This is a genomic window from Mycobacterium sp. 2-64, assembly GCF_035918375.1.
In the GTDB taxonomy this organism is placed as follows: Bacteria; Actinomycetota; Actinomycetes; order Mycobacteriales; family Mycobacteriaceae; genus Mycobacterium; species Mycobacterium intracellulare.
Window position 1 is genome coordinate 4,064,810 of sequence record NZ_CP142361.1, and the last position, 16,019, is coordinate 4,080,828.

General features: G+C 69.1%; 13 protein-coding genes. 6 read left to right on the forward strand and 7 right to left on the reverse strand.

The window, feature by feature from the left end; translation table 11 throughout:
* Nucleotides 1-7 precede the first annotated feature (7 nt).
* Nucleotides 8-2,629 carry an AAA family ATPase gene (locus QGN31_RS18870; protein ID WP_014941490.1) on the reverse strand — a complete coding sequence of 874 codons (2,622 nt, stop codon included), beginning with the start codon at nucleotides 2,627-2,629 and terminating at the stop codon, nucleotides 8-10.
* Nucleotides 2,626-3,777: a metallophosphoesterase family protein gene (locus tag QGN31_RS18875; RefSeq protein WP_014941489.1), complete on the reverse strand. Its 1,152-nt coding sequence runs from the start codon at nucleotides 3,775-3,777 to the stop codon at nucleotides 2,626-2,628. Before QGN31_RS18875 ends, QGN31_RS18870 begins: the two co-directional genes overlap by 4 nt.
* Nucleotides 3,778-3,939: 162 nt before the next feature.
* Here QGN31_RS18875 and QGN31_RS18880 point away from each other — a divergent pair, with 162 nt between their 5' ends.
* Nucleotides 3,940-4,443, forward strand: a complete 504-nt coding sequence (locus QGN31_RS18880; protein WP_014384072.1) for a SixA phosphatase family protein — start codon at nucleotides 3,940-3,942, stop codon at nucleotides 4,441-4,443.
* 92 nt (nucleotides 4,444-4,535) lie between these two features.
* Here the strand turns inward: QGN31_RS18880 and QGN31_RS18885 are convergent, their stop codons facing one another.
* Together QGN31_RS18885 and QGN31_RS18890 are read right to left on the reverse strand one after the other, a co-directional pair.
* Entirely contained in the window at nucleotides 4,536-5,066 is a 531-nt protein-coding gene (locus QGN31_RS18885; protein ID WP_009953976.1) for a DUF3558 domain-containing protein, read from the reverse strand.
* A gap of 8 nt (nucleotides 5,067-5,074) precedes the next feature.
* A complete protein-coding gene (locus QGN31_RS18890) occupies nucleotides 5,075-5,632 on the reverse strand; it encodes a DUF3558 domain-containing protein (protein WP_008254722.1) in 558 nt (185 codons plus the stop codon).
* 181 nt (nucleotides 5,633-5,813) lie between these two features.
* Here QGN31_RS18890 and QGN31_RS18895 point away from each other — a divergent pair, with 181 nt between their 5' ends.
* The 3 genes from QGN31_RS18895 to QGN31_RS18905 all read left to right on the forward strand — a co-directional run bounded on the left by QGN31_RS18895 (nucleotide 5,814) and on the right by QGN31_RS18905 (nucleotide 11,438).
* Nucleotides 5,814-7,580 (forward strand): ABC transporter ATP-binding protein, encoded by a 1,767-nt coding sequence (locus QGN31_RS18895; RefSeq protein WP_009953975.1) that lies wholly within the window; start codon nucleotides 5,814-5,816, stop codon nucleotides 7,578-7,580.
* The gene (locus QGN31_RS18900; RefSeq protein ID WP_009953974.1) at nucleotides 7,577-9,493 is read left to right on the forward strand and encodes an ABC transporter ATP-binding protein; all 1,917 of its coding nucleotides are present in this window, start codon (nucleotides 7,577-7,579) and stop codon (nucleotides 9,491-9,493) included. The genes QGN31_RS18895 and QGN31_RS18900 overlap by 4 nt, the downstream gene beginning before the upstream one ends.
* Nucleotides 9,494-9,671: 178 nt before the next feature.
* Entirely contained in the window at nucleotides 9,672-11,438 is a 1,767-nt protein-coding gene (locus QGN31_RS18905) for a serine/threonine-protein kinase PknH/PknJ (RefSeq protein ID WP_008254716.1), read from the forward strand.
* 43 nt (nucleotides 11,439-11,481) lie between these two features.
* Here the strand turns inward: QGN31_RS18905 and QGN31_RS18910 are convergent, their stop codons facing one another.
* Together QGN31_RS18910 and QGN31_RS18915 are read right to left on the reverse strand one after the other, a co-directional pair.
* Complete coding sequence (locus QGN31_RS18910; RefSeq protein ID WP_008254711.1) at nucleotides 11,482-12,054, reverse strand: hypothetical protein; 573 nt, start codon at nucleotides 12,052-12,054, stop codon at nucleotides 11,482-11,484.
* A gap of 279 nt (nucleotides 12,055-12,333) precedes the next feature.
* The gene (locus tag QGN31_RS18915) at nucleotides 12,334-13,458 is read right to left on the reverse strand and encodes an adenylate/guanylate cyclase domain-containing protein (protein WP_014382055.1); all 1,125 of its coding nucleotides are present in this window, start codon (nucleotides 13,456-13,458) and stop codon (nucleotides 12,334-12,336) included.
* Between the two features lie 40 nt (nucleotides 13,459-13,498).
* Here QGN31_RS18915 and QGN31_RS18920 point away from each other — a divergent pair, with 40 nt between their 5' ends.
* Nucleotides 13,499-14,023 carry a DNA-deoxyinosine glycosylase gene (locus QGN31_RS18920; protein ID WP_008254704.1) on the forward strand — a complete coding sequence of 175 codons (525 nt, stop codon included), beginning with the start codon at nucleotides 13,499-13,501 and terminating at the stop codon, nucleotides 14,021-14,023.
* Nucleotides 14,024-14,101: 78 nt separating this feature from the next.
* Here QGN31_RS18920 and QGN31_RS18925 read toward each other — a convergent pair whose 3' ends face one another.
* Nucleotides 14,102-15,445: an amidase gene (locus tag QGN31_RS18925; protein ID WP_232065651.1), complete on the reverse strand. Its 1,344-nt coding sequence runs from the start codon at nucleotides 15,443-15,445 to the stop codon at nucleotides 14,102-14,104.
* 128 nt (nucleotides 15,446-15,573) lie between these two features.
* Here QGN31_RS18925 and QGN31_RS18930 point away from each other — a divergent pair, with 128 nt between their 5' ends.
* Entirely contained in the window at nucleotides 15,574-16,008 is a 435-nt protein-coding gene (locus tag QGN31_RS18930) for an HIT family protein (protein WP_009953969.1), read from the forward strand.
* Nucleotides 16,009-16,019 lie beyond the last annotated feature (11 nt).

The window sequence follows — 16,019 nt, forward strand, 5'->3', positions numbered from 1 at the left end:
GCGGCCCTCAGGCGGTGAGGTCGATGCGATGCGCGCCCCGCACACCGTCGTAACGGTCGGGACTGCAGGTGAGCACGATCACCTGCCCGTTAGTGCCGACGCTGTCGAACAACTGACCCATTTTGGCCAGCCGGTCGGGGTCGGTGAAACCCAGTGCGTCGTCGACGACCACCGGCACGGCGTCCTCCTTGGCGACCAGGGCGGCACCGGCCAGCCGGGCCAGGATGCCCAGTTGCTCCTTGGCGCCGCCCGACAAGGATTCATAGGGCACCGTGATGCCGTTGAGCGTGCGGCTACGGATGCACAGGTCGCTGTCGATGTCGACCTCGAAACTCGGCCCGAACACGGGACGTCCGAGCCGCTGCAGCTCCGCGCGATAAGGCTCGACGTAGCGTCTGCGCGTGGTGTCGCGGTGACGCGTCATGACCGAGCGCAGCAGTTTCGCGGCCCGGGCCCGCGCGCCGATCTGACTGTGCTCCGTGGCGGCGTGCTCGCGCTCCGTTTCCGCGGCGTCCAGCTTGCCCTGGCGCCCCTCACTGCCGAACACCGAGAGTTCGATGGTGATCTCACGCAACGCGCGGGCGGCTTCTTCGTAGCGCTCCCGCAGCGACTCGGCTTCCTTTGTGGCCTCGGCCAATTCGGCGGCAACGGCATCGGGGGACGCGGCGGCCAAGGCGGCGGCGAGCTCGCCGACTCGTTGGTCCGCGGCCTGCTCGGCCCGCAACGCCGAGTCCGCCGACGCCGCGAGTTCCTCGTCGCTGACCGAGGCGCGCTCGGCGGCCAGCCGGCCCGCGGCCGCCTGCAGCTCGGCCCGCTGGGCTTCCAACGTGTTCTGCAGAACGGTTGCCCGGGTGGATAACTCGGCCAGCGCCGCGGCGGCGGTGGTGGCGGCCTGGCGGTGAGCCTCGCAGTCGGTCGACGCCGCCGCGTGACCCTGCTGGGCCGCGTCGAGTTCGGCGCGAGCGGCGCCGATGTCCGTGGCACCGGGCGCCGGCTCGGCCGGGTGCTGGGCCCGCAGCTGCGCCAGGCGCGAGCGCATCTCGTCGATCTGCTCGTCGCCGCACAGACCGTCCAGCGTGGCGCCGAGCTGATCGCGGGCGCTCACCAGCTCGCGGCGCCGCTGGTCGGCCGAGCGCGCGGCGGCGAGATCGGCCACCTCGGCGGCGGCCAGCGCCGCGGTCATTTCTTGTTGTGCCGCAGCATGTTTCGCGTGGATATCCAGCGTGGTCGCGCCCGGGGTGACCCGGGCGGTCAGGACGTCTGACACCTCGACCACGGTGGACCCGGCGGCGGTGATCGACCAGCTCTGCCCCGCCGACAACGAGATCCGCTCACCGCCGACCACGAGGTGAATGTCCGCGGCGGCGGTGAATTCGATCGCCGCCGACGTCGACGCCAACTGGTCCCCGATGCGATCGACCGCGGCGCAGGCGTCCTCGATTCGTCGCAGCAGTTCCTCGGTGACGGCGATCGTGCTGAGCTCGGCGCAGATTCGCTCACGATCCCGCTCGATGGCGTCGACCTTGGCCAGCCGGGTCCCCAACCGGTCGACCTCCTCGAGGTCGGCGAGCCGGTCGACGCCGCGGCGCGCGGCGTCGACCCGGCACTGCTGGTCGGCCAGGACCTGGGTGGCCCGCTGGAGCCTGGCGTCGCACGCCTCGGCCCCGGCGCGCGCCGACGCGTGCGCGGACGCGGCTTGGTGCGCCTGGGCTTCCGTTTCGGCGACAGCGCCAGCGCGGGCGTCGATTTCGGCGAGCAGCTGTAAACGGCCGGTGTGGGCGGCGGTCGCCGCGGCGCTGGTGGCCGCCGCGGCGGCGGCCACCAATTGGGCTTCGCGCTGCTGCGCGGTGAGCTCGGCAATCCGGTCGGCGGCTTCCCGGGCGGCCGCCACGCGCGGGCCGGCGGCGATGCGCCGCTGGGAGAAGTCGGCCACCTGCTCGGTCAAAACGGCGTGGCGAGCGACCCGGTCGTCGACCTCGGCGACGGCGGCCGCGCACTCGGCGACCGCGGCCTCGGCGTCGGCGAGCCGGGCGATCGCGGCGGCCCACTGCCCCGTCGGACGCCCGGTCGGGGTGAAGTACCGCGCGTATTCGGTGTCGATCCGCTCGATCAGCAACGGCTCGGTGCCACAGAGCCCGCCGCTGTCGCCGGCGGCCACATCGAGCGCGCGTGACAGCGCGTCGCACCCGGACAGGTCCACCGCGGCGGTCGACGCCGACTGCAGCACACGCTGGGCATGCCAGAGGTCGCTGTCCACCGTCTCGGCCAGCATCGCCCGCACCCGTTCGTGGGCTTCGTCGCCGGTCAGCTGTTCGCGGCACGGCGTGATGATCGTCAGCTCCGTCTCGCACTTCTTGTGAAACCGCTTGCGATAGACGAAGCGGTAGGGGCCGCAACTGATTTCGGCGGAGACCTCGGAGCCCACGTCGCTGTGGGTGGGTTTGACCTGCTTGACTTCCTTCTTCGTCGACCGATCCCGGGACTCCAGGAGCAGGTCCAGCGCCTCGATCATCGACGACTTGCCGATCTCGTTGGCGCCGCACACCACCACGACGCCGTGGTCGGGGAATTCGATCTCCCGGTGCGAGATGCCGCGGTAGTTCGTCAGGATCAACCGGTGCAGCTTCACGCCGCGCCCCGATCGGCGAGGCGCAGCAGCAGCGCCAGCGCCGCCTGGGCGTCGCCGGCGGTGGCGGAATCCTCCTCGCGCGCCGTCGCCACCAGCTCCTCGACCGCCGCGGCGGCGAATCCCCCGATGCCGAGATCGCTGAACTCGCCGTCGGCGGGGATCACCGCCAGGTCGGTGCGCCGTTCCCACAGGCCCAGCCAGGCGAACAACCGCGCGTATTTGTCCAGGCAGGCGTCCAGGGCGGCGCGGTCGGTGACCGTCAACGACCCGGTGAGCGCCAGGCGCACCACGGTTCGGTCCTTGTCGGTCATCAGGTCCAGGTTCACGTCGAGGTCGGCGATGTCGCGGCTCGTGTCGACCTGACGGTGCAGCGTGACGAAGCGCCAGCGTCCGACGTCTCGTGCGGTCACCGAGACCGCGCCCCGCGGGTCGGTTTCGTCGACGTCCACGACCAGGACGTGGCCCGGGTCGGATTCCACGTCATCGAAGTTGGTGACTTCCGGCGATCCGGAATACCAGACCCGGCCGCTGTCGCCGACCTGGGTCAGAGAGTGCTTGTCCCCCAGCGCCACATAGTGCACCGCACCGCGGGACAGCGCGTCGTCGAGCGTGGCGAGCCGGATCAGCGAGGGCTTGTCCTTGTCGGGGTCCAGGACGTCGACCCCGCCGTGCGCGACGAGGATTCGGGTGCCCGCGGCCGCGGGCAGGCCGTCGAGGACGTCGGCAACCAGGTCGGTGGTCGGCACCTTCGACCGCCACGGCGCGGCGACGATCTCCAGACCGGGGCGCACCTGATGCACGCCGGCACGGTCGAGCACCACGACGTTGTCGGGGCGCTCGGCGGCGAACAGCGCGCTGGTGTACACCGATGAGGCGTCCAGGGGGTCGTGGTTGCCCGGAAGCAGATACACCGGAATTCCGATGGCGCGCATGGCTTCCAGGGACTGTCCGATGACCGTCGGCGGGAGCTGGTTGTGCTCGAAGACGTCGCCCGACACGACGACGAACTCGGCGCCCACCTCCGCGGCGAGCGCCCCCAGACCGGCAACCGCGTCGCGGCGGGCCGCCGAGTAGCGTGGCTGGGCGTCGCCGGCGAGGAAGTGCCGGGTCATGCCCAGTTGCCAGTCGGCGGTGTGCAGGAATCGCATGCGGGCGACCCCCTTTCGAACTGCGTGTTTACCGGGGCATCGCGAGTTTAGGTCTGCGCACCGACAAGACGCGGGACCTCGATCGGCAGGTCTTGGCACTGCGCAAATTCCGGCGCAGCGGGCGTGGCCGGCGGGGTGCCACACTGATTAATCTGATCCTTCGTGACTGCCGAGCGCACCCTGCTGTTGATGCGGCATGCGAAGTCCGACTACCCGGCCGGGGTCGGCGACCACGACCGGCCGTTGGCGCCCCGCGGCGTCAGGCAAGCCGGGCTCGCCGGCGACTGGCTGCGCGCCCACGTGCCCCCCGTCGACGGGGTGCTGTGTTCCACGGCGACCAGGACCCGCGAGACACTGCGGAACACCCGTATCGCTGCGCCGGTGCGATACAGCGAACGCCTCTACGCCAGCACCCCGGGCACGCTGATCGACGAGATCAACACGGTGGACGACGGCATCGGCACGCTGCTCGTCATCGGACACGAGCCGACGATGTCGGCGCTTGCGCTGGGGCTGGGCCGCGCCGGCGGCACCGACGCCGCTGCGGCCGAACGCATTTCGGCCAAGTTCCCGACGTCGGCGATCGCGGTCCTCGCGGTGCCGTGCGCGTGGAACGAACTGGAACTCGGGGGTGCGTCGCTGATCGACTTCGTCGTTCCGCGCTGAGCACACCGCTTCGCCGAACGTCGACTTGTTGGGCTCAAAACGCGAAATCGACGACAACAAGTCGACGTTCGGCGTGGTGGCGCAACCTCGGGCTAGGAGTTGGTGGCCAGCGTCAGTTCCATCAGCTTGATGGCCTGCCCGCACGCATCGATTCCCGGCGCCTGCGGGTTGACCCACCAACCGACCACCCCGGCCGCGTCGCTGGCCACGCCGCACGCGCCGTTGGCGTCGTCGGGACGCATCACGATCGAGTCGATCCCGGCGATGGGCCGCGACTCGATCTTGTACTTCAAGAACTCCGCGACCTTGCGCTCGTTGCTCAGGCTGCCCTGCTCGAACCAGAACCGGGTGATGTCGATCAGGCCGGCCGGGTTGGCCGCCTGCCACCGGCAGATCGCGCCGACGAACGTGCTCTGAATGTCGAGCGGGTCGGCCCCCACGGTCTTGGCCAGGATGTCGCTGGTCAACACCTCACATTCCTTGAGCAGGTTCGGGTATTGCTGCTGGGAGTTGTTGTTGCGGGGCACGTTGCCGCCCGCCTTGACCGCGTTGCCGCCGATCGACCTGGAGCAGCCCGTCAGCACCAGCAGCGCGGCCAGCAAAACCACGGCGGCGGCGCGCATCGGGGCCCTCATTTCGAGTTCGCAATCGACTGACGAGCCAGCTCTTTCGCGATATCGCACGGCGGCGGGAACGGCTTCTGACTGAAACTGATCGACCACTCGATGAAGTCGTCCTGAAACTGAATGCCTACTTCGCACAGCGAGTCACCCAGGTTGGGCTCGTTGCCGACGGCGATGAAACCGCCGTGGCCGTTGATGTTGATGTCGTCGACGCTGGCACGTGAGAGCTCCTCGGTCTTGCGTTCGCGTCCGATCGGGCTGCCGCGATACCAGGAGAAGGAGAAGTGCGGCCCGAGGATGCCGCCCCCGGCGAGCCATTGGCAGCCGACGGAGTTGCGGGCGGTGTTGATCAACCCTGTCACCCGGGTCAGCTCGGCCACCGTCTGGTCGCTGATGCCGCCGCACTGCGGGAACATCGGCCCGTGGTTGCCTTGCCCCTTCTGCGGCGTCGAAGACGCCGTCGCCCCGGGTTTGTTGCCGCCGGAATCGGAGCAGGCGGCAACGGCGGGAATCAGGATCGTCAATGCTGACGCCACAAGAGCCAGCGCCCTCGCGCTACGCCGCACCGCTACCCTGCTTCCGTTCCGCCCGCTGCTCGTCCACACGATGCACTGTAGCGGCAGCCCAGCGGGTCAACCACCGACGCGCCTGAGCAGGTATTTCAATGTCGCCGGCGAGTGCCGTGCGCGCGTTGACCGTCGCCGGTTGGCGGGGACGCCCGGGCCGCCGGTGTGCGACAGTTACCCCATGCTCCTGGCACTGCTGCGCCAGTACATCCAGCCGTACCGCCGGCTGGTCGCAATGCTGATGGTGCTGCAGCTGATCAGCAACCTCGCGTCGCTGTACCTGCCGACCGTCAACGCGGCCATCATCGACGAGGGCGTCGCCAAGGGCGACACCGCCGCGATCGTCCGGCTGGGCATCGTGATGCTCGGGGCCACCGGCTTGCAGGTGTTGTGCTCGGTCGGCGCGGTCTATTTCGGCTCCCGGACCGGGATGGGCTTCGGCCGCGACCTGCGCGCGGCGGTGTTCGAACACGTCCTCACCTTTTCCGAGCGCGAGAGCGCCCGATTCGGCGCGCCGACCTTGCTGACGCGCAGCACCAACGACGTGCGGCAAATCCAGTACCTGGTCCAGATCACGGCCACCGTGCTGGTGACCGCCCCGATCATGTGCCTCGGCGGAATCGTCATGGCCCTGCGCCAGGAGGCGGCGCTGACGTGGCTGTTGCTGGTCAGCGTGCCGGTCATGGCGGTGGCCAACTACTGGGTGATGTCGCACATGCTGCCGCTGTTCCGCAGGATGCAGGGCCTGATCGACGGCATCAACCGCGTGATGCGCGACCAGCTGGCCGGCGTGCGGGTGGTCCGCGCGTTCGCCCGGGAAGGTTTCGAGCGCGACCGCTTCGCGCGCGCCAACGCCGCGCTGTCGAACACCGCATTGACCGCGGGCAACTGGCAGGCGCTGATGCTGCCGGTGACCACGCTGACCATCAACGTGTCCAGCGTCGCGCTGATCTGGTTCGGGGGGCAGCGCATCGATCGCGGCCAGATGCAGGTCGGCTCGTTGACCGCCTTCCTGGCGTACTTCACGCAGATCCTGATGGCCGTGCTGATGGCGACGATGACGCTGGTGGTGTTGCCGCGGGCGTCGGTGTGCGCCGAACGGATCACCGAGGTGCTCACCACCCGTCCCGCCGTCACCGACCCGCCCGGCCCGGCGTCTCCCCCGGGCAAAATCACCGGTGTGGTCCGCCTGGACGGCGCAACATTCACCTATCCCGGCGCCGATCGCCCAGTGCTACAAGACATTTCGTTCATCGCCCGGCCCGGGACCACCACCGCGATCGTCGGCAGCACGGGATCGGGAAAGTCGACACTGATCTCCTTGATGTGCCGGCTCTACGACGTGACCGGCGGAACCGTCCTGGTCGACGACATCGACGTCCGCGATTACCACACCGAGCTGCTGTGGTCGGCGATCGGTCTGGTCCCCCAGCGCGGCTACCTCTTTTCCGGAACGATCGCCGACAACCTGCGTTACGGCGCCGCCCCGGGGCACGACATCACCGGCGACGAGATGTGGGAAGCGTTGCGGGTGGCCGACGCCGACGGGTTCGTGCGCGCGCACCCAGACGGGCTGCAGATGCGGGTGGCCCAGGGCGGCATCAACTTTTCCGGCGGGCAGCGGCAACGACTCGCCATCGCCCGGGCGGTCATCCGCCGCCCCGCCGTCTATCTGTTCGACGACTCCTTCGGCGCCCTCGACGTGCACACCGACGCGCGGGTGCGCGCCGCCCTCAAGCAGATATCGAAGGAAGCCACCGTCATCGTTGTCACCCAACGGGTTTCGACCGCCGCCCAGGCCGACCAGGTGATCGTCATCGACGGCGGAAGGCTGGTCGGCGCCGGCACGCATGAGTCGCTGCTCGCCGACAGCGCCACCTACGCGGAATTCGCCGACTCACAAGCCGTGGGCGCCTTGCCGTCAGGCCACGTCGGGGGCGCGCAATGACCTCGTCGACCAGCACCGCGACCCGGGGCGTGGCCCCGCCGCCGGCCGGGCGATCCCGCGATTTCTGGGGTTCGGCCGCCCGGTTGGTGAAACGACTTGCGCCGCAACGCAGACTGAGCATCGCGGTGATCACGCTGGGCCTCGCGGGCACGGTGATCGGCGTGATCGTCCCGCGGATCCTCGGCCATGCCACCGATCTGTTGTTCAACGGCGTCATCGGGCGGCAGCTTCCCGCCGGCATCAGCAAGGCACAGGCCGTCTCGGCCGCTCGCGGCCGGGGCGAGAACACCTTCGCCGATCTGCTGTCCGGAATGAACGTGGTGCCGGGCCACGGCGTGGATTTCGGGGCGGTCGCGCGGACACTGACGCTGGCGCTGGCCCTCTATCTCGTTTCCTCGGTGCTGATTTGGGCGCAGGCCCGGCTGCTCAACCTCACCGTGCAGCGCACCATGGTGGCGCTGCGTTCCGACGTCGAGGACAAGATCCACCGGTTGCCGTTGTCGTACTTCGACGGGCGCCAGCGCGGCGAGCTGCTCAGCCGGGTCACCAACGACATCGACAACGTCCAGTCGTCCCTGTCGATGACGATCAGCCAGTTGCTGACTTCGGTCCTGACAGTGGTGGCGGTGTTGGCGATGATGCTGTCCATTTCGCCGCTGCTGGTGGGGATCACCGTGCTGACGGTGCCGCTGTCGCTGCTGGCGACACGGGCGATCGCGCGGCGTTCCCAGCGGCTGTTCCTCGCCCAATGGGCGAGCATCGGGCGCCTCAACGCCCACATCGAGGAGACCTACAGCGGATTCACGGTGGTCAAGACGTTCGGCCACCAGGCCGCGGCCCGCGAGCAGTTTCGGGCCCTCAACGGCGACGTCTACCGGTCCAGTTTCGGCGCCCAGTTCTTCTCCGGGCTGGTGGCACCCGCGACCACGTTCATCGGCAACGTCGGCTACGTGGCCGTCGCCGTGGTGGGTGGCCTGCGGGTGGCCACCGGGCACATCACCCTGGGCGACATCCAGGCGTTCATTCAGTATGTGCGGCAATTCAATTCGCCCCTGAGCCAACTGGCCGGGATGTACAACACCCTGCAGTCGGGGGTGGCCAGCGCCGAACGCGTCTTCGCCCTGCTCGACGAACCGGAAGAATCCCCGGATCCCCAGCCCGCGGCGCCCCCGCCTGCCGATGGCGCCCCACGCTGGACCGGCCGCGTGGAATTCGCGCATGTCAGCTTCGCCTACCGGCCGGGCGTCCCGGTGATCGACGACCTGTCGCTGGTTGCCGAACCGGGTAGCACGGTGGCGATCGTGGGACCGACCGGGGCGGGCAAGACCACGCTGGTGAACCTGTTGATGCGGTTCTATGAGGTCGATTCCGGCCAGATCCTCCTCGACGGGGTGGACATCGCCACGTTGGACCGGCATTCGCTGCGGTCGCGGATCGGCATGGTGCTGCAGGACACCTGGCTCTTTGACGGGACGATCGCGCAGAACATCGCCTACGGGCGCCCCGAGGCCGGCGACGGCGAGGTGGTGGCGGCAGCCGAGGCAGCCCACGTCGACCCGTTCGTGCGGTCGCTGCCGGACGGCTACCAAACCCGGGTCAGCGGCGACGGCGCCAACATCAGCGCCGGCGAAAAGCAACTGATCACCATCGCGCGCGCGTTCCTTGCCCGCCCGCAGCTGCTGATCCTGGATGAGGCGACCAGCTCGGTCGATACCCGCACCGAGGCCCTTATCCAGCGCGCCATGTGCGATCTGCGCCGGGATCGGACGAGTTTCATTATCGCGCATCGTCTTTCGACGATCCGCGACGCCGATCGGATCCTGGTGATCGAGGGGGGCCGGATCGTCGAACAAGGCAACCACGCCGAGCTGCTGGCCCGGCGCGGCGCCTACTACGCCATGACCCGCGCATGACAACCGCGGCCGGCGTCGCGGCCACGAAATGCTGGCCCGCCGATTGTCGGCGTTATCATGCGGCGCGACGGGTGGGCGCTTACCGTCATGATTGCTCGGTCACGGGTCGACGATCGGGCGTGCGTCCGCAACGTTGCCACGGGACGGCGGGCCGGGGGTCGGGTTGGAAGGATGAGCAATGAGCGACGAGCAGGCCTCACGGGCGGGGTCGATGTTCGGCCCCTACCACCTGAAACGGCTGCTGGGCCGCGGTGGGATGGGTGAGGTCTACGAGGCCGAACACACCGTCAAAGAGTGGACCGTGGCGGTCAAACTTCTCTCCGAAAGCTTCAGCAGAGACCCCGTCTTCCGCGAGCGGATGAAACGCGAGGCCCGCACCGCCGGACGTTTGCAGGAACCCCATGTGGTGCCCGTGCACGACTACGGCGAAATCGACGGCCAGATCTTTTTGGAGATGCGCTTGGTCGAGGGCACCGACCTGGACAGCGTGCTGAAACGCTTCGGCCCGCTGACCCCGCCACGCGCGGTCGCCGTCATCACCCAGATCGCCTCCGCGCTCGATGCCGCCCACGCCGCCGGCGTCATGCACCGCGACGTCAAACCGCAAAACATCCTGGTCACCGCGGACGACTTCGCCTACCTCGTCGACTTCGGCATCGCCAGCGCCACCACCGACGAGAAACTCACCCAACTGGGCACCGCGGTCGGCACCTGGAAATACATGGCGCCCGAACGGTTTTCCGACGCCGAGGTCACCTACCGCGCCGACATCTACGCGTTGGCGTGCGTGTTGTTCGAGTGCCTGACCGGGGCGCCGCCCTACCGGGCCGACAGCGCCGGCATGCTGGTCTCCGCCCACATGATGGACCCCATACCCGCGCCCAGTCAGCGGCGCCCGGACATCCCCAAGGCCTTCGATGCGGTGATCGCCCGCGGCATGGCCAAAAGGCCCGAGGACCGCTACGCGAGCGCGGGCGACCTCGCGCTGGCCGCCAAGCAGGCGCTGAGCCACCCCGATCAAGACCGCGCCGCCACCATCTTGCGCCGCAGCCAGGAAGCCGCACTGCCCACGGCCGTCAACCCCGATCCCCGGCTGAGCACCGCGCCGCCTCCCCGGCCGTACCAGCCCGCGTTCAACACCCCGCCGCCGTCGCCGTCCGCGGCGCCGTATTACCAAGGCGCCAGCGCCAATTGGGGCGGCCCGCCGCCGCAGTTCGCCAATGCGACGCCGTGGGGTCAGCCCCCGCCCAGGCCCCGCCGCAACGTCTGGCTCATCGTCGCGGCCGTCGCCGTGGTGTTCGTTCTCCTCGGGAGCGGGTTGGGCATCTGGCTGGTCACGCGGCCCGATCCCGAACCGCCACCCCCCGCGCCGCTGGAGGCCGACCGTCTCAGCGCCCTGCTGCTCGGCCCGTCCGATATCAACACCGTGATGGGCTCGTCGACGATGCAGCCGGGCAAACCCATTACGTCGACGGACCATTCGGCGGTGACGGTGTCGACGCCCGACTGCCAGGGCGCGCTCTACACGACCCAAGACCCGGTATATGCGGGCACCGGTTACACCTCGGTGAGTGGACTGGTGTCCTCGGAGCCGGGCGACAACTACGACCACTGGGTGAACCAAGCGGTGGTGCTGTTTCCGTCCGCCGACAAGGCCAAGAGCTTCCTGGAGAACTCTGCGGAGAAGTGGAAGGGCTGCGCCGGCAAGACGGTCACGGTCACGAACAAGAGCAAGACCTATCGGTGGACGTTCGCTCAGGTTCAAGGGAGCCCGCCGAAGATCACGCTGATGGACACCCAGGAAGGCGCCGACGGTTGGGAGTGCCAGCGCGCACTGACCGTGGCCAACAACGTGATCGTCGACATCAACGCGTGCGGGTATCACATCAGCGACCAGGGCGCCCAGATCGCGGACAAGATCGCCGCCAGAATCGCCGACGAGTAGCCGGACGGTTACGCGCCAACGCCGTTAGGGCGTCACGGCATTGCTACGACTGCAGATCGGGACCCTGCGCACGCAGGTCGTCGACCGCCGTCATCGCGTCGCGCAATTTGGCCAGCCATTCCTCGGCATGTTCGCCGACCAGCTTCACCGACCACGCCAGGGCGTCGGCGCGCGACCGCGCGACGCCGGCATCCACCAACGTGTCGAGCACCTGGCGTTCGGGCTGCTTCAGCCGGGTCATCACAGGTACTGCGATGTGGGTGAACAGGATTCGCTCCGAGCCGACCTCGACCCCCCAGGAAACCTTGCGTCCGTAGCGATCCTGGGCTTCGTCGGCGATGTGCATTCTCTCGGATCGCGTCTCCTCGCGGAATCGCGACGCCCGTCCCGCCGCGCGGGCCTCACTCTCCCCGCTCTCGGCGCTCGCCGTGTCCGGGAGCCGTCCCATGACGGTGATCTCTTCGCGGTCGACGATCACCGTGGGGTCGCCGTCGAACCACTTCTCGGGAAGGCGTCCGGCGAACCATTCCGCGGCGTCGCCGGCGTCGGGTTGCTGGGCTTGCTGCCAGCCTCCGGGGCGACCGTACCGCCGCCCATGGGTGTGATGCGCTTTCATGATTACATGATTACACCGTTGCACGTATAACGGAACAGCGTTCGCCGGGGGCGAAAGACGGGCCGGTCGCCGAACACATCTCCACGCCTGAAAACCCGTTGATCCGGGCTGTTGTGCGGCGTATTTTGGGTAGCGAAGCAGGCCCGGGAAGCGACCAATTCGAAGCGCCGGAACACGGGGTAGGAATCCGGCCGCGTAGGACACGCGTAAGACGGAGTCAGACGCCCCCTGGAGTCGCACCGGGCCTGCCCATATTGATGTCACCGCGGCCGGCGGCCGTCAGTCCTCGGCATCGCCGCGCCGGATGCGGAACAGTTTGACCTCGCCCTTGATGCCCTTGAGGTGGCGGGAGCCCGCGAACGATGCCGAAAACTCACCGCGCTCCCCGATGACCTCCCACACCGAATCCGCCGCCAGGACCGTGCCCGGGCGCGCCACGCTCGTGACACGGCTCGCCACGTTGACCGGACTGCCGAACCAATCGCCGGCACGGCTCACCGCCATGCCGGAGGCCACGCCCGCCCGCAGCCGAGGGAAGTCGTTGTCAGAGTCGACGGCTTCGACCAGTTTCAGGACGACGTCGAGCAACGGTTGCGGCTCGGGGCAGACGAACATCACCGCGTCGCCGATGGTCTTGATGAAACGCACCGGAGGAACGGTCATGTCGCGGGCGAGGATGGCCAGCCGGTTGGCCAGATGCCCCAGCTCTTCGGGCGTGACCGCCTCACCGATCCGGGTGAAGCCGACCAGGTCGGCGAAGGCGACGCTGATTTGGCGCGCGCCCGGCAGCGGCTTGCCAGCGGCGCGCTCGGCGGCGTTGACCGCTTCGGTCTCCATCATGTGGCGCAGCTGCATGAACAGCATGTGCTGGATCATCGGGCCCAGCATGGGCGCGATTTTGGTCACCAAAGCCTTTGAGGCTTGGGCGATTTCGAGCTCGCTGGCGCCCGGGCGCATGATCGCCGAAAGCGCCGAGTACCGCATGACCTCGGCGGTCCGCGACAGACCTTCGGCGAGCACCCGGACCACGAGAATCACGTGCTCGGGGTCCAGGCCCAGCTCGACGAACCGCTGGGTGAAGGCGGCGGCCTCGCCGTCGGCGCGCATGTGAACGGCCGCGTCGGGGTCGTCGACGCGGACCAGACCGATGGCGCGTTGCACACGCTGCAGCAGTCCCAGGTCGATGCCGTGGGTCTCGCTGATCTCCCGCGTCGACACGTACGTGCCGTCGTCGCCGATGATGTGGCGGGTGGCCAGCAACAGAGGCGGGTTGGTCGCCCGGATCTCCTCGGCGGTGATGCCCTGCTCGAAGAGCCACCGCACCAGTTCGGCCCGTTCCGTGCGCGCGGTTCCCTCGAGCCCTTCGAGCAGGTCGTCGATGGTGTGGTCGTCCCCGTCGTGCACGTCGCCAACGTACAACGCGGGCGCGGCATGATGTGAGGTGATGAGCACACCGTTGCTGCGGGGATTCCCGCCGGTCGTCGACGAGCGCGCCAGGACGCTGATTCTGGGGTCGTTTCCCAGTGCGCAATCACTGGTGGCGGACCAGTACTACGCCAATCCACGCAACGCGTTCTGGTCGATCACCGGTGAGCTTTTCGGCTTCGACGCCGCCGCGCCCTACGACAGGCGCCTGGCGGGACTGCAATCCCACGGAATTGCGCTTTGGGATGTTCTTCACACGTGCCGCCGCCGCGGCAGTTCCGACTCGGCCATCGATCCAACCAGCCTGACGGTCAACGATTTTGGCGCGTTCTTCGCCGACTACCCCGCCATCACGGCGGTGTACTTCAACGGCGCCAAGGCCGCCGAGCTCTACCGCCGGCGGGTGGTGTCGCCCGACGAGATCCAGTGCCACCGGCTGCCGTCGACCAGCCCGGCCCACGTGATGCGGCCGGGCGCCAAGCTCGCGGCGTGGGCGCCGATCGCGAGCGCGGCGCCGCCGGGCGAAGCGGGTCGGCGCGCGTAGATCAAGCCGATCGCGAGCGCGGCGCCGCCGGGCGCCAAGCTCGCGGCTTGGGCAGTGGTTGCGGAGGCCCGTCCGCTCTCATGACACCGGCGGCCGGCGAAGGGCCCACGGTCGAGCGGCTTCGATCTGCGCCGACAGCGACAACAGCGTCGCTTCGTCATAAGGCCGGCCGACGAGTTGGACCGACATCGGCATCCCGTCTGCGTCGAGGTCCCAGGGAACCACCGCGGCGGGCTGTCCGGTCAGGTTCCAGACCTGTTGGTAGGGAACGTATTGCCCCACCCTCAGCAGGGTCGACACGGCGCCGCGCCGTTGGTAGGCGCCGATACGGGATGGGCCCGTCGCCGTTCCCGGCGTGACGACGACGTCGACATCGTCGAAGATCGCCTGGATCCGCGACACCACGGCCCCCTCGGCCGCCCGCAGGGACTCCATCCGGCGGTCCGAGAAGAAAGACCCCAAGCGGGCCATGTTGCGGGTGCGCGGTTCCAGGCGTTCCGGATGGGCCAGGGCGTCGGCGTCGTCGCAGATGCCGCGCAGGTAGCGGGGCAGGTAGTTGGTGAGGATCGCCGAGGCCGGATATTCCGGGTCGGCCGTAATGACGTCATGCCCGAGGTCGCGAAGCAACGCGCCGGCCTCGTCGACCGCGGCCAACTCCCGCTTGCCGACCCGAACCGGCAGCGGGGTTGGGACCTTGGTGCTCAACGCAATTCGTAGCCGCCCGGGACTGCGGGTCGCCGCGGACACGAACTCGCCCTCGGGCCCGGGCACCGTCGAGGTCGCGTCCAGGAACACGGCAGCGTCGATCACCGTGCGGGCGATCGGGCCGTTGACGCTCAGCCCGTACCAGGCGTCGTCGTGGGGTTCCAGCGATACCCGGTCGCGTTGCGGCTTCAGGCCGAACACGCCGCACCAGGTCGCCGGGATGCGGATCGACCCGCCCCCGTCGGAGCCCAACGCCAGCGGGGCCAGCCCGGCCGCGACCGCGGCGGCGCTGCCGCCGCTGCTGCCGCCCGGCGTGCGCCTGGGATCCCAGGGATTGCGGGTAGCTCCGAAGGTCAGCGACTCGGTGTACGGCAGCATCATCAGCTCGGGCACATTGGTCTTGCCGACGATGACGGCGCCCGCGGCGCGCAGCCGGCGCACCACCTCCGCGTCGGAGCTCACCGCGGGCCGGTGCCCGCCGCTGCCGAAGGTCGTCACCTCCCCGGCGACATCGACGTCGTCCTTGATCGCGACCGGCACGCCGAGCAGGGGCAGCCGTTCGCCCGCGTCCAGGCGGTCCTGCGCCACGGCGGCCTCGTAGCGAGCTTTGTCAGCGAGCACCACGCGGTAGCACCGCAGCTGGCTGTCGAGCTGCGCGATCCGCTCCAGGTAGACCTCGAGCAGCTCCGGTGCGGTCAGTTCACCGTCGGCCAGCATGCGTGCTTGCGCCGCCGCGCCGGCGAAGGCGAGATCGTCGTTCACTGCGGCAGCGTAACCCCGCAATTGGGCCGGGCCCGGGCTGGCGTCGGCGGGGCCGCGGCGCGGCAACAAGTACCGTGGGCGACATGTCCTGCGTGTTCTGTGCGGTCGTCGCCGGGGAAGCTCCGGCCATCCGGATCTACGAAGACGACGACTACCTGGCGATCCTCGACATCCGCCCGTTCACTCGTGGCCACACGCTGGTGCTGCCCAAGCGGCACAGCGTCGACCTCACCGACACCACGCCGGAGACGCTGGCCGGAATGGTCACCCTGGGCCAACGCATCGCCCGGGCCGCGCGCACGACGGAATTGGCCGACGCGACCAACATCGCCATCAACGACGGCAGCGCCGCCTTCCAGACGGTGTTCCACATCCACCTGCACGTCTTGCCGCGCCGCAACGGCGACAAGCTGTCGGTGGCCAAAGGAATGCTGCTGCGCCGCGACCCCGACCGCGACGCCACCGGCCAGATTCTGCGCAACGCACTGGCCCGTATCGACGCAAGTCAACCGGATTAGGCCCGTGGCGG